12 protein-coding genes are annotated in these 13,098 nt (G+C 40.8%); 8 read left to right on the top strand and 4 right to left on the bottom strand.

What is annotated here, in order from left to right:
- Positions 1–8: 8 nt before the first annotated feature.
- The 8 genes from BMW39_RS15260 to BMW39_RS15225 all read left to right on the top strand — a co-directional run bounded on the left by BMW39_RS15260 (position 9) and on the right by BMW39_RS15225 (position 7,162).
- Positions 9–1,406 carry a pyridoxal phosphate-dependent decarboxylase family protein gene (locus tag BMW39_RS15260; RefSeq protein ID WP_034974671.1) on the top strand — a complete coding sequence of 466 codons (1,398 nt, stop codon included), beginning with the start codon at positions 9–11 and terminating at the stop codon, positions 1,404–1,406.
- 3 nt (positions 1,407–1,409) lie between these two features.
- Positions 1,410–2,396 carry an anthranilate phosphoribosyltransferase gene (trpD, locus tag BMW39_RS15255; protein WP_034974670.1) on the top strand — a complete coding sequence of 329 codons (987 nt, stop codon included), beginning with the start codon at positions 1,410–1,412 and terminating at the stop codon, positions 2,394–2,396.
- A gap of 129 nt (positions 2,397–2,525) precedes the next feature.
- Entirely contained in the window at positions 2,526–3,305 is a 780-nt protein-coding gene (trpC, locus tag BMW39_RS15250) for an indole-3-glycerol phosphate synthase TrpC (protein WP_034974669.1), read from the top strand.
- Between the two features lie 15 nt (positions 3,306–3,320).
- Positions 3,321–3,989, top strand: coding sequence for a phosphoribosylanthranilate isomerase (locus BMW39_RS15245; protein ID WP_375600488.1), 669 nt, complete (start codon positions 3,321–3,323; stop codon positions 3,987–3,989).
- The gene (locus BMW39_RS15240; RefSeq protein WP_034974668.1) at positions 3,986–4,459 is read left to right on the top strand and encodes an OsmC family protein; all 474 of its coding nucleotides are present in this window, start codon (positions 3,986–3,988) and stop codon (positions 4,457–4,459) included. The genes BMW39_RS15245 and BMW39_RS15240 overlap by 4 nt, the downstream gene beginning before the upstream one ends.
- Before the next feature lies 1 nt (position 4,460).
- The gene (gene trpB, locus BMW39_RS15235; protein ID WP_034974667.1) at positions 4,461–5,639 is read left to right on the top strand and encodes a tryptophan synthase subunit beta; all 1,179 of its coding nucleotides are present in this window, start codon (positions 4,461–4,463) and stop codon (positions 5,637–5,639) included.
- A gap of 84 nt (positions 5,640–5,723) precedes the next feature.
- Positions 5,724–6,458, top strand: coding sequence for a tryptophan synthase subunit alpha (gene trpA / locus BMW39_RS15230; protein ID WP_034974666.1), 735 nt, complete (start codon positions 5,724–5,726; stop codon positions 6,456–6,458).
- 11 nt (positions 6,459–6,469) lie between these two features.
- Positions 6,470–7,162, top strand: coding sequence for a hypothetical protein (locus BMW39_RS15225; RefSeq protein ID WP_131474299.1), 693 nt, complete (start codon positions 6,470–6,472; stop codon positions 7,160–7,162).
- Positions 7,163–7,330: 168 nt separating this feature from the next.
- Here BMW39_RS15225 and BMW39_RS15220 read toward each other — a convergent pair whose 3' ends face one another.
- The 4 genes from BMW39_RS15220 to BMW39_RS15205 all read right to left on the bottom strand — a co-directional run bounded on the left by BMW39_RS15220 (position 7,331) and on the right by BMW39_RS15205 (position 13,057).
- Complete coding sequence (locus tag BMW39_RS15220) at positions 7,331–7,678, bottom strand: phage holin family protein (RefSeq protein WP_034974664.1); 348 nt, start codon at positions 7,676–7,678, stop codon at positions 7,331–7,333.
- A gap of 45 nt (positions 7,679–7,723) precedes the next feature.
- Positions 7,724–8,647, bottom strand: a complete 924-nt coding sequence (locus BMW39_RS15215) for a DsbA family protein (RefSeq protein WP_034974877.1) — start codon at positions 8,645–8,647, stop codon at positions 7,724–7,726.
- Positions 8,648–8,741: 94 nt separating this feature from the next.
- Positions 8,742–9,374, bottom strand: a complete 633-nt coding sequence (locus tag BMW39_RS15210) for a peptide deformylase (RefSeq protein ID WP_051879886.1) — start codon at positions 9,372–9,374, stop codon at positions 8,742–8,744.
- A gap of 584 nt (positions 9,375–9,958) precedes the next feature.
- A complete protein-coding gene (locus tag BMW39_RS15205; protein ID WP_034974663.1) occupies positions 9,959–13,057 on the bottom strand; it encodes an efflux RND transporter permease subunit in 3,099 nt (1,032 codons plus the stop codon).
- Between the last annotated feature and the right edge of the window lie 41 nt (positions 13,058–13,098).

The following is a 13,098-nucleotide window of genomic DNA, read 5'->3' as shown; positions in this document are numbered from 1 at the left end:
TCAGTAAAATGAATCATTTCTTAAAAGAAGACCTTACGAATCTGGAAGGTCTTTTAGAAAAAATAAAGGAGCAAGGAATCTCATATTTGGATAATTTATCCGAAAGAGCTACCTACTCTGACCATCAATTACCCGAAGAAATTCTTTCTGTAAAAGAAGGAAAAGGTTCAGAAGAAACTTTCAAAATTTTCAACGAGCGCTTAGAACCTTTGATGGTAGCTTCCTCCGGACCACGATATTGGGGCTTCGTAACTGGTGGCACTACTCCAGCATCGATTATGGGCGATTGGCTCACGAGTATTTATGACCAGAATACGCAAGCTTTAAAAGGCGTTGGCGATATCTCCGGACAGATAGAAATCGAAACAATCAAAATGCTTTTAGATTTCTTCGAGTTGCCTCAGGATTATATCGGCGGATTTGTAAGTGGCGCAACGATGTCCAATTTTACCTGTCTTGCAGTCGCCAGACAATGGATTGGGAAAAATTTGGGGAAAGATTTTGCTAAGGATGGAATCACGGAAAAAATAAATGTTCTATCTGCAATGCCACATTCTTCTTCCATCAAATCGCTTTCTATGCTGGGAATAGGAAGTAATAACATCACCAAAATTAAAGTTGCAGAAGGAAATAGAGAATGCCTTGACACCGTTGATTTAGAAGAAAAAATCAAAGAATTAAATGGCGAGCCTTTCATTCTAATTTCCAGTGCTGGAACTGTAAACACAGTTGATTTCGATGATTTCCAAGCAATTTCAAAACTGAAAAATAAATATAATTTTTGGTGGCATATCGATGCTGCTTTTGGAGCTTTTGCAAAATGTTCAGATGAGCATAAACATTTATTGAAAGATTGGGAAAATGCCGACAGCATTACGATTGACAATCACAAATGGATGAATGTTCCTTATGAAAATGCGGTCTTCCTCATTAAGGAAAAACATAAATTGGAACAGATAGAAACGTTTCAAAATTCTAGTGCGCCTTATCTTGGAGACCCGATGGAGAAATTCAGCTGTCTCAATTTCCTTCCAGAGAATTCCCGCAGACTCAAAGCACTTCCGGTTTGGTTTTCTATGATTGCATACGGAAAAGACGGTTTTAAAGAGATGATTGAAAAAAGTATTTCCCTCTCACAATATTTCGGAAAGCTGATTGAAAATGATAACAATTTCGAAATTCTAGCGCCAGTTCGATTGAACACCGTTTGCTTTACATTGAAAGACCAAACTTCGGAACAGGTTTTGGAATTTTTAGAAAGATTAAACCAAACTAAAAAAGTATTCTTAACACCAACAATCTATAAAGGAAAGCAAGCCATAAGAGCTGCTTTGGTCAATTGGAGAACAGAAAGTTCGGATGTCGAACTTGTTTTCAATTTGATGCAGGAATTATTAAGAAAATAAACAATGAAACAAATATTACAATATCTCTTCAACCACCAAACTTTGACAAGAGCCGAAGCCAAGGCGATTTTGACGGAGATTTCACAAAATAAATTCAATGAAAGCGAGGTCATTTCTTTCATTACCGTTTTCTTGATGCGAAGCATTACGCTCGAAGAACTCACTGGTTTCCGTGAGGCTTTACTTCAATTGGCAAAACCTGTCGATTTGGAAACGAACGATTTGGTTGACATCGTCGGCACTGGTGGCGATGGAAACAACACGTTCAATATTTCAACTTTGGCAAGTTTTATCGTTGCCGGAACTGGACAGAAAGTGGCTAAGCAAGGTAATTACGGCGCATCATCAATCTCTGGTTCGTCCAATGTTTTGGAAGAGTTGGGATATCAATTCAAAGATAATTCTGAAGATTTGAAAGCCGATTTGGAGAAGGGAAACATCTGTTTCATCCACGCTCCACTTTTTCATCCGGCTTTGAAATCCGTCGCGCCATTGAGAAAACAATTGGGATTGAAGACCTTTTTCAATATCCTTGGCCCGTTGGTAAATCCTGCGAAACCAAAATATTCGATGATTGGTGTTGCGAATCTGGAGATTGCGAGGGTTTATCAATACCTTTTGCAACAGCAGAAAAGCGAGTTTATGCTCGTTCACGCTTTGGATGGTTATGACGAAATTTCATTGACGGGCGACACGAAAATCTTCAATAAGTCGGGTGAAAAAATCTATTCAGCGGAAGATTTGAAATTCAAAAACATCGAACCGGAAAGTATTTTTGGAGGCCATTCAAAAGAAGAATCTGCCAAGATTTTCATCAATATTCTCGAAGGAAAAGGAACTGACGAACAAAATTCTGTGGTTCTGGCAAATGCATCAATCGCCCTTTTGAATACTGAAAAATATGGAGATTACGATAATTGTCTTGCACTTGCAAAAGACAGTTTGGAAAGTGGAAAAGCTTTACAAAGTCTCAAGAGTATTATTAAGTAGAATTTTATGGCGACAATTTCCGCCCTCCGTTCCCGCTATTTTTTGCCTTTGCTTTTCCAGCAACAAAAAATGAGCTCCACTCAGGTCGGGTCGCAGATTCAATATAAATATAAAGTTTAGTCAAAAGAAATGACCATTTTAGATAAAATCATAGAAAGAAAAAAACAGGAAGTTGCAGATTCAAAATCCAAGATTTCTGTGGAACAACTGAAAGATTCAGAATTTTTTGGAAGGAAAACTTTTTCGCTGAAAGAAACTTTGAAATCCAAATCAGGAATCATCACCGAATTCAAAAGACAATCGCCAAGCAAAGGAATCATCAATGATAAAGTTTCGCCATTGGAAGTCGTTTCTCAATACGAAAAATTTGGAGCAAGCGCCGTTTCTATTTTGACGGACAAAGACTTTTTCGGTGGAAGTTTTGAAGATATTTTGAGCGTCAGAAATCACATCAACATTCCAATTTTGAGAAAAGATTTTATGGTCGATGAATATCAATTCTACGAAGCAAAATCAATTGGAGCCGACGTTATTTTATTGATTGCATCGTGTCTTTCGCCAACTCAGGTTTCGGAATTTACCGAATTGGCTCACCAATTGAACCTCGAAGTTTTGTTGGAAATCCATTCCGAGGAAGAACTCGTTCATATTAATAAGAGTGTAGATTTTGTCGGCATTAACAACAGAAATTTAAAAGATTTTAAAGTTGATTTGCAACATTCCGTCAATTTGAAAAACCAACTTCCGCAAGATATTTTGTCCATTGCAGAAAGCGGAATTTATAATGAAGAAGATTTCAAATTCCTCAAAGAAAAAGGCTTTGACGGATTTTTGATGGGCGAATATTTTATGAAAGATGAAAATCCGGGGAAGAAGTTTGGGAAATTTGTTTCTAATGTATCAATTTAAGTTTAACAGTTAAAAATGATGGAAAGCCAAATACCAAAAGCCAACAACCAATTGCAACTCAAAGTCTGCGGATTGACCAAACTCGACCAAATTCAGGAATTAATTGATTTAAAAATTGATTTCTTAGGCTTTATCTTTTATAATAAATCCCCGAGATTTGTTCTGAATGATTTGACTTTGGAACAGATTTCAACCATTGAACATCCAGGAAAAGTTGGTGTTTTTGTAAACGAAAATGTTGAAAGAATTATTGAAATCTCTGAAAAAGCAAACTTAAACTTCATCCAACTTCACGGCGACGAAAACGATGATTTTATTTCAGAATTAAGAAATAAACTAAATCCAGAAATTAAAATAGTAAAAGTCATCAGAATCGGAAATCAATCGCCCGAAGAATTGCAAAAAACCATCAACCAACAACCAACAACCATCAACTATCTCCTATTTGATACAGATTCCAAAGCATTCGGCGGAACAGGACAAACCTTTGATTGGAATATTCTGAATGAAATCGAAATTCCAATTCCCTATATTTTGAGTGGTGGAATTTCACCAGAAAATATCCATCAACTGAAAACCATCAACCTTCAACCAATCGCACTAGATATCAATTCGAAATTTGAGGTTGAACCGGGAAATAAAGATTTAGATAAAATAAAAGATTTCTTACCATTAATGAAATGAAAAATCATCAATATAAAAGTAAAATAGTCTGGACGGGAAATACAGGTAAATCCACAAAGAATTACCGTTCCTATCAAAGAAATTACACCATTTCGGTGGATGGGAAAGCTGATATCTCAGGTTCAGCCGACCCAGCATTTTTAGGAAATCCGGAACTTCATAATCCTGAAGACCTTTTGCTGGCTTCTGTTTCTTCTTGCCATTTGCTTTGGTATCTTCATTTTTGTTCTGTTAATAAAATCCTTGTTTTGGAATATGAAGATTTTGCAGAAGGTACGATGATTGAAACTGAAAAAGGAAGTGGGAAATTCACCGAAATAGTTTTAAAACCAAAGATTGTAGTCGCTGAAAAAGAGATGATACAAAAAGCGGTTGAGCTCCATCAGAAAGCCAATGAATATTGCTTTATCGCCAATTCGTTAAACTTCGAAGTGAAACACCAACCAGAAATAACATATAAAGAAAATTAAAATGAACTTTCAAAACCCCGATAAAAACGGCTATTACGGCGATTTCGGAGGCGCTTTCGTTCCCGAAATGCTTTATCCAAACGTTGCAGAACTACAGGAAAAATATATTCAGATCATCGAATCCGAAGAATTCAAGGCTGAGTTTCAGGATTTGCTGAAGAATTATGTTGGACGTGCTACACCACTCTATTTCGCTAAGAATTTGAGTGAAAAATATCAGACTCAAATCTATCTGAAAAGAGAAGATTTGAATCACACCGGAGCGCACAAAATCAACAATGCTTTGGGACAAGCTTTGCTCGCCAAAAAATTGGGAAAACATAGAATCATTGCAGAAACCGGCGCTGGTCAACATGGCGTTGCAACGGCGACAGCTTGTGCTTTGTTAGGCTTGGAATGCATCGTTTATATGGGCGAAGTCGATATTGCAAGACAATCGCCGAACGTTGCCAGAATGAAAATGCTCGGCGCCACCGTGATTCCCGCAACTTCAGGTTCCAAAACCTTGAAAGATGCGGTGAATGAAGCCTTGAGAGATTGGATCAATAATCCGGCGACCACGCATTACATCATCGGAAGTGTGGTTGGTCCGCATCCGTTTCCAGATCTGGTGGCGAGATTCCAAAGTGTGATCTCGAAGGAGATCAAAGAACAATTGAATGAGAAAATTGGAAGAGAAAATCCTGATTATCTCATCGCTTGTGTTGGTGGCGGCAGTAATGCAGCAGGGACTTTTTATCATTATGTCAATGAACAAAGCGTAAAGATCATTGCGGCTGAAGCTGGTGGTCTTGGCGTTGATTCTGGGAAGTCTGCAGCTACCACTTTCTTAGGAACCTTAGGAATTTTACACGGAAGTCAGAGTTTGGTGATGCAAACGGAAGACGGGCAAGTCATTGAGCCACATTCGATTTCCGCAGGTTTGGATTATCCTGGAATTGGACCGATGCACGCTAATCTTTTCAGAGAGAATCGCGCTGAGTTTTTCAGTATCAACGATGATGAAGCTTTGAAATCTGCCTTTGAACTGACCAAGATCGAAGGCATCATTCCAGCGCTTGAAAGTGCGCACGCTTTGGCGGTTTTGGACAAGAAGAAATTTGAGAAAGATGATGTAGTTGTCATCTGTCTTAGCGGTCGCGGTGACAAGGATATGGAAACGTACTTGAAACATCTTTAAATCTGTAAAATGTAAAACGTATTAATGTATTTATGACCTCAGAATCGTTAATACATTTTACGTCAATACCTTAATACAACAAAAATGAAAAAACTAAACATATACTTCACAGCCGGAGTACCCGAGCAGGAAGACACAGGAAAAATCGCAAAACTGATTCAGGATTCAGGTGCAGATATGATGGAAATCGGGATTCCATATTCTGATCCAGTTGCGGATGGACCTGTGATCCAAGATGCGCACTCGTTGGCTTTGAAAAACGGAATGAGCATCAAAAAACTTTTCGAACAATTGGCTGAAGTCAAAGATTCTGTGACGATTCCGAAGATCTTGATGGGTTATCTTAATCCAGTTTTGCAATTCGGATTTGAGAATTTTTGTCAAAGATGTGCGGAAGTTGGGGTTTCGGGATTGATCATTCCAGATCTTCCACCAATTGCTTTTGAAAATCAATATGGTGCAATTCTTAAGAAATACAATCTGAATTTCACTTTTCTGGTAACGCCGGAAACTTCGGAGGAGCGCATCCAATATCTGGATTCTTTGAGTTCTGGGTTTTTATACGCCGTGAGTTCGTCTTCCACCACAGGCAATGCAAATGCTGTTTTGAAGAATGAAGATTATCTGAACAGACTAGCCTCTTTAGACTTAACAAATCCAGTTTTCATCGGATTCGGGATCAAGGATAAATCGGATTTTGAGAATGTGACGGAGAAAGCGCAAGGCGGCATCATCGGAACTGCTTTCGTGAAGATCCTTTTGGAAGATGGAGATTGGGAAACGAAAGGAAGAGCGTTTATAGAAGCGGTGAAAAATTAATTTCCACCACTATGAAAACCTTCGCAATCCTATTATTATCTAGTTTCTCAACATTGATCTCTGCTCAAATTTGTAGTTGTTCAGAAATGCCAGATCTTAAAGATCTAATATCGTGCAAGACAACAGCGTTTCAAAACGGAGCAAAAATATATTGGGAATTTGATTGTAACTCATCTTGGATCACATTTGAGAATGGTGGTTTAAAAAAGAAGATATTTGAACTCGACAAAACTGAAATGGAATTCAGCGGACAATTGGGTTATAAGAGTTGGACAGAATTGGAGAATTCTTTTTTAATTGAAAACAGCGTTGTTTCGGGTTGCTGTCAGCCAGATGAGTATATTCTTTATAATAAAAATAGTGGAGACCAAATATCAGATCTTGGAACATTGGTCTATCTTGAGAAAACTGGAAAACAGCCATTTGTATTAACATTCAAAAGGAATGAGGATCTGCTTTTTACCGATTTAAACAATCATAGATCCTATGTCGTAAAAATCCCAAAAAATAAGATTGACAAAACAATGAAAAACTCAGATGAACTGTATGCTGAAAATCTGTTCGGTAACGTTCAAATGAAAAATGGATTGCTATCAATGGAATTGAGATATAAAGTTTCAAAGAAAGGCGCGTGGAAAAAGGAAATTATTACACTGGACGTGAACAAAACCGAAAATAATCATCGACAGCCGACACCGCAATAGGGATAGTAATGGATATCCTTTTTGTTTTTTGCGCGGGAAAAAGCGTTGGAAAAACAAAAAGATAGTAATGGATAGCCCGGCCCGAGCAGTGGCCTTAGCGTTGGCGAGGGATTGCCCAAATGATCTGCATAAAAAAAGAGTTTCAATTGACTGAAACTCTTTTTATTTTTAATCTTCGTTGCTTTCGAAGATGGTGGAGAAAGCTGATGTGACCAGCGAGAGCAAGATACTGAACAAAAGTGCCCACCAGAAGCCTGCGACTTCCATACTGTCCATGAGATAGTCGGCCAACAAGATGATCAACGCATTGATCACAAAGGAAAAAAGTCCCAAGGTCAAAATCGTGATCGGCAATGAGAGAATCGACAGGATCGGTCTTACGATCAGGTTGAGAAGTCCCAAAACGATGGCGAAGATTACTGTAGACATAAAGCCGTCGAAATGAACGCCTGTAAGGACTTTGCTAAGGATAAACGCTGATATCGCGGTGATCAGCAAACGGATAATGAAGTTCATAGTTCTGAATTTTATAGATTGAAACTTTCTATTCAAAAACCAGACCTAATTGGCTTTCACGGTCCAGATCGCGCCGTTTTTGGTGGTCAGTTTCTCCAGTTTCCCTTGGGAAGTAAGTTCGTCCAAAATCCGTTCGCTTTCTTTTCGGTTGTTGCCAGATAACTCGTTGAACTCCTTTGCGGTCAGAGAATTGTACTTTTTAAATAATGATTCCCAGTCTTTTGCATATTCTTTTTTGGTAGCTTTTGGATTGGCGGTTAGGATTGCCGTTTCATAAAATGGATATGGTTTGGTGCCGTAAACTGTTTGGGATTCGCCGTTGGCATCCACGAAAAATAAAGTAGGAAATCCTCTCACGCCTAGCTTTCTGGCCAACTTCAGATCGTCTTCGAAAAGCGTTTTGGCTTTGCTTTCAAAATCTGATTTTAATTGATTGACATCCAAACCAACTTTCTGTGCCGCCAAAGCGATGTTGTCCCATTTGGCAATATTTTTCTTTTTCAGGAAGACCAATTCCCTAAGTTCTCTCATAAAGATGATCGCCTTTTCTCCATTCTGCAACTGCGCAGCCTTGAAAGCGATCGACGGCGGATACGAAGAATCTAATGGATCTTCCAGCCAAACATCACCATCAATTGGCATATCATAATGACCGCTCACCTCGTCCCAATGGTGCGCAACGTCCGAAGGTTTGCTGATGCCACCACTGTTGTAACTCCAGTCTGGGAGCAATCCGCCCATGTGATATTCCAATTCGATTTCCTGGCCATATTCCAGTTTCATCTTTCTCAACTGCGGTTCTATGCCCCAACAGGACGAGCAAATCGGGTCGGTGAAATAGATGACTTTGATGGATCGTTCTTTGTTATCGATTTTGAGGTTGTCTTTGTTCCCAACTTCAGGAACGCCGCAGACGCCAGTTTCTGCGTCGCAAAGCAATGGATTGTTGTGTGTTGTAGATTCGTTCATTGTTTTTTTAGTTTTCTTGGTCTGTCCGTTGATAGAGAATGATAACAGACTTAAGCTTATCAGGATCAGTTTTTTAGCATTCATTGGTCAGAGTTCATCGCGTTGTTGAGCTGCTTTTCTTGTAAAATTGTAATGTTTTATAGGATTCGTTTCTTTCTTTTTCCAATTTATCAGAGATCAAAACCCCGAACAAATGGTCGATCTCGTGCTGGAAGATCACAGCTGTGAAACCTTCCACCATTTCGTCGTGTTTCTTATTTTCGAGGTCAAAATATTCCAGTCGGATGCTGTAGCTTCTGTAGAAATCGCCACGGAAAGTCTCTATCGACAGGTCGCCTTCCGGACCTTTGTTCAGAAGTTCGGACCACCAGGTGATCTTCGGATTGATAAAATATTCCACCGGCGCATTTGGCTTATCAAAGCGTTGCACCAGCACCACTCGCCTATTGATCCCGACCTGAGGCGCCGCGATCCCAACGCCACCGCCAGTTGCAGCGAGAGCCAACCTCATTCTCTCGATCAGGATCGGCAGGTTTTTAGCTTTGGGCGAGATCTCTTCGGACTGGTTCAGCAGCACTTTGTGTTGGTCCTCCTGGTCGGTTTGGTAGATTGGTAAAGCCGTTTTGATGTCGCCAGCGAGGATCAGTTCTTTTTCTTCTTTCGAGAATTTCTGAGAAAAGACCAAGGTTCCCACGAACAGTAATATTAAGACCGTAAAATTCCGCATCGTTTATTTTTATTTCAAAGATAAATATTTTGGGCCCCTTATCCGTGCTCCGTTCCCGCTTTTTTCTGTCATTGCGAAAGAAGCGAGGCCATTGGTTGAACTTTTCTACCATCGCAATGAAAGAAAAAGAGCTCCACTCAGCCCGGGGTGCGCTTCGCAACAATGAAGCTTTCAGGTTTGAATTCACATTGCTCCATGATTTTTTCAAGACAATTCAAAGTTAAAAAATGCCCTTCGCCAAGTCCGATGGATAGAGCGTTTGCAGAGCAGCCAAAACGGCAGGCGTCCCGTTACTCAACGGCAGGCGTCCCATTCCTCAATGGCAGGCGTGCCGTTCCTCAACGGGACGCCTGGCATGAGCAAACTTCACGTGTGGTATCGCTCTATTTTGCATGTGGTTTTAGATCGCATCTTACAAATTTTTAAAAAATTCCCATCACTAAACAAAAAAAACGTTCCCCCGAAATGATCCGGGAGAACGTCAAATAGAGAGAAACTAACAACATAAATCTACCAACAGTTCGCCACTCCGTGGCTGGTCTAGGTATTATCTTTAATAGGCTTCAAAAGCCTTATCTAACAGACTAATTGATCACTTCATTTTTCCTTCTGTTGAAGATCCAGAAGATGATCGGGAAGATCAACAAGGTCAATATCGTTGCGGTGATCAATCCACCAATGATGACAATCGCCAAAGGTTTCTGAGATTCAGAACCGATCCCTGTGGAAAGTGCTGCTGGCAGAAGTCCAATCGAAGCCATCAGAGCGGTCATCACCACTGGTCTCGTTCTCACTTTCACACCTTCCATAATGGATGAATCCAAGGATAATCCGTTCTTGACATTTTGATGGAACTCAGAGATCAGGATCACCCCATTCTGGATACAGATCCCAATCAACGCGATCATCCCAACTCCGGCAGAGATCCCGAAATTCATATTGGTCAAATGTAATGCGATGATAGCGCCGATCAAGGCAAAGGGCACATTCGCCAAGACCAAAAGTGAATCTTTCATATTCCCAAATAAGATAAACAACAGGAAGAAGATCCCAATGATACTGATCGGAACCACCTGCGTCAATCGGTTGGTGGCTCTTTGCTGATTCTCAAACTGTCCGGTCCATCCAATCGAGTAACCATCTGGCAATTTGATCTTATCTACTTTCTTCTGCGCATCGGCAATCGTTCCACCGAGATCTCGGTCACGGATGGAAAACTTGACGCCAATGTAACGCTTGATATCATCTCTGTAAATGAAAGCTGCCCCATTTTCTTTCTCGATTGTACTAATTTCCTTTAGTGGAATCTTCGCACCGTCCTGGGTTGGAACCATCAAGGACGCGATATCTTCTTCATTCTTTCTGTATTCCTGAGCGTAACGCAATCTGATCGGGAATTTTCTTTCTCCATCAAACATTTCAGAACCTGTCTTTCCACCAAAGGCCATTTCCAGAACGGCCTGTGCATCGGCTGGTAAAACGCCGTATGCCGCCATTTTGCTTCTGTCCAAAACCACACTGATCTCTGGCTGACCAATATTCTTGATGATTCCAGGTTCTTTCACACCGTCCACATCTTTGATATAAGCCAGAACTTCATCCGCCAGTCTGTCCAAAGTATGCAGATTGTCACCATAGATCTTGATGCCATTTTCCGCTTTGAAACCCGCCACTGCTTCGGCAACGTTATCAGAAATGGGTTGTGAATAATTGAAGGTGATGCCTTGGTAATTCTTCAGTTTTTTATCGATCTGCTCGATCAATTCATCGTACGTGATCTTCCGTTTCCATTCATCTTTTGGTTGGAGGCTGACGGCGAACTGTACGAAACCAAACCCGTTCGGGTCGGTTCCGTCATTACTTCTACCCGTCTGCGCCAGAACATCGGTCACTTCCGGGAAACTCATAATGTCTTTTTTGAGTGCGTTGGCTGTGACCAAAGATTTGTCCAAGGACGAACTCATCGGCATTTCTGCTGTGATCCAAAGCGAACCTTCATTCAACTGCGGTAAGAATTCGGTTCCAAGGAATGTTGCTGAAAATAAAGTGATCGCCAAAACCGCGGTCGAAACGAATAGGCTGACTTTCTTATATCTGAAGGTGAACTTCAAACCTTTCATCACGTATTTGTCCCAGAATTCCACGAATGGATTGTGTCTTTCCTTTACATTTTTCTTTAAAAGCAAATGCGACATCACAGGAACCAAAGTCAACGTGAATATCAATGCTCCCAACAAAGCAAAACCTAAGGTGAATGCCAATGGAGAGAACATTTTACCCTCCACTTTTTGGAAAGAGAAAATCGGTAAAAGAGAGGTGATGATAATTAATTTTGAAAAGAAGATCGCTTTCCCCAATCCGGTTCCGGTCTGTTTGATCCAACCAGCCTTCGCCATTTTGTTGAAGCGTTCCATGCCGTACTTCTTCGCCTTGTGGTCGAGCATCACAAATAATCCTTCCACCATCACGACGGCACCGTCAATAATGATCCCGAAATCCACTGCTCCTAAAGATAATAGGTTGGCGCTCATTCCGGCCATCTTCAGACAGAAAAAAGCAAACAACAAGGACAATGGAATGATGATGGAAACGATCAAGGTCGTTCGCCAATCTGCCATGAAGATCAATACGATGACCGTCACCAGAATGATCCCTTCCAAAAGGTTGTGCATCACCGTATTGGTGGTAAAATCCATCAAGTTCTGGCGGTCGTAGAAGGTCCTCATTTTGACATCCTTTGGAAGGATCTTGGTATTCAGTTCCTCGATTTTGGCTTTCACCAGTTTCAGTACTTCCTGTGCATTCTCGCCTTTCCTCATCACGACGATTCCTTCCACCGTGTCATTGTCATTATTGAGAGAAGCCTGTCCGACTCTCGGCATCGAACCTTCGTGAACGTCTGCCACATATTTGACAAGGATTGGATTTCCGCTGTCATTATGAACGGTGATGTTTTCAATATCAGCAATAGACTTCACCAAACCAATTCCACGAACCACATAAGCCTGACCGCTTTTCTCGATGACATCGCCGCCGACATTCAGGTTGCTGTTGGTGACGGCTTCCAGAACTTCGGTTGGTGTCAGATTATATTTGTCTAATTTTCTGGGATCGATGCTTAATTCAAAAACTTTGTCCTGACCTCCGAAAACATTGACATCTGCAACACCGGGAACACTTCGCAAAGCTCTGTCGACCACCCAGGTTTGGAGTGTCAAAAGGTCTCTGGAATCCCGGTCTTTGCTTTCTAAGGTGTATCGGTAGATCTCTCCGGTCGGTCCATAAGGTGGCTGAACTTCCGGGTCTATTTCGTCTGGCAAACTGACGGTTCGCAATTGGTTGTTGACCATATTCCTTGCGAAAATATCGTCCACACCATCTTCAAACAAGATCTTCACGATAGAAAGTCCGAACATTGTGGTACTTCGGACGCTTGTCTTTTTCTGGACCGGACTCATCGCCAGCTCAATCGGTGTGGTGACGAATCGTTCCACTTCTTCTGCACTTCGCCCGTTCCATTGGGTAATGATGACGATCTGTGTGTTCGTCACATCCGGGAAAGCTTCAATCGGCATATTCTTGAAACTGATGAAACCGGCAACCGCCAGAATCGCCACCCAAATGAATGTGAAGGCTTTATTTTTAAGGGAAAATCCTATGATGCTTTTTATGAATTTGTTCATATTTTATATTTTGAATCACAATTTTTATTTATGATTATTCA

The sequence above is a fragment of the Epilithonimonas lactis genome (assembly GCF_900110605.1).
GTDB lineage: Bacteria > Bacteroidota > Bacteroidia > Flavobacteriales > Weeksellaceae > Epilithonimonas > Epilithonimonas lactis.
Note: the sequence above shows the minus strand (reverse complement) of the source record. Positions and strands in the feature narration are given on the sequence as shown.

Excerpts from the sequence above, each read along its gene's own strand:
- BMW39_RS15260 (WP_034974671.1), top strand. The coding sequence starts at position 9 with ATGAATCATTTCTTAAAAGAAGACCTTACGAATCTGGAAGGTCTTTTA.
- trpD (WP_034974670.1), top strand. The coding sequence starts at position 1,410 with ATGAAACAAATATTACAATATCTCTTCAACCACCAAACTTTGACAAGA.
- trpC (WP_034974669.1), top strand. The coding sequence starts at position 2,526 with ATGACCATTTTAGATAAAATCATAGAAAGAAAAAAACAGGAAGTTGCA.
- BMW39_RS15245 (WP_375600488.1), top strand. The coding sequence starts at position 3,321 with ATGATGGAAAGCCAAATACCAAAAGCCAACAACCAATTGCAACTCAAA.
- BMW39_RS15240 (WP_034974668.1), top strand. The coding sequence starts at position 3,986 with ATGAAAAATCATCAATATAAAAGTAAAATAGTCTGGACGGGAAATACA.
- trpB (WP_034974667.1), top strand. The coding sequence starts at position 4,461 with ATGAACTTTCAAAACCCCGATAAAAACGGCTATTACGGCGATTTCGGA.
- trpA (WP_034974666.1), top strand. The coding sequence starts at position 5,724 with ATGAAAAAACTAAACATATACTTCACAGCCGGAGTACCCGAGCAGGAA.
- BMW39_RS15225 (WP_131474299.1), top strand. The coding sequence starts at position 6,470 with ATGAAAACCTTCGCAATCCTATTATTATCTAGTTTCTCAACATTGATC.
- BMW39_RS15220 (WP_034974664.1), bottom strand. The coding sequence starts at position 7,678 with ATGAACTTCATTATCCGTTTGCTGATCACCGCGATATCAGCGTTTATC.
- BMW39_RS15215 (WP_034974877.1), bottom strand. The coding sequence starts at position 8,647 with ATGAACGAATCTACAACACACAACAATCCATTGCTTTGCGACGCAGAA.
- BMW39_RS15210 (WP_051879886.1), bottom strand. The coding sequence starts at position 9,374 with ATGCGGAATTTTACGGTCTTAATATTACTGTTCGTGGGAACCTTGGTC.
- BMW39_RS15205 (WP_034974663.1), bottom strand. The coding sequence starts at position 13,057 with ATGAACAAATTCATAAAAAGCATCATAGGATTTTCCCTTAAAAATAAA.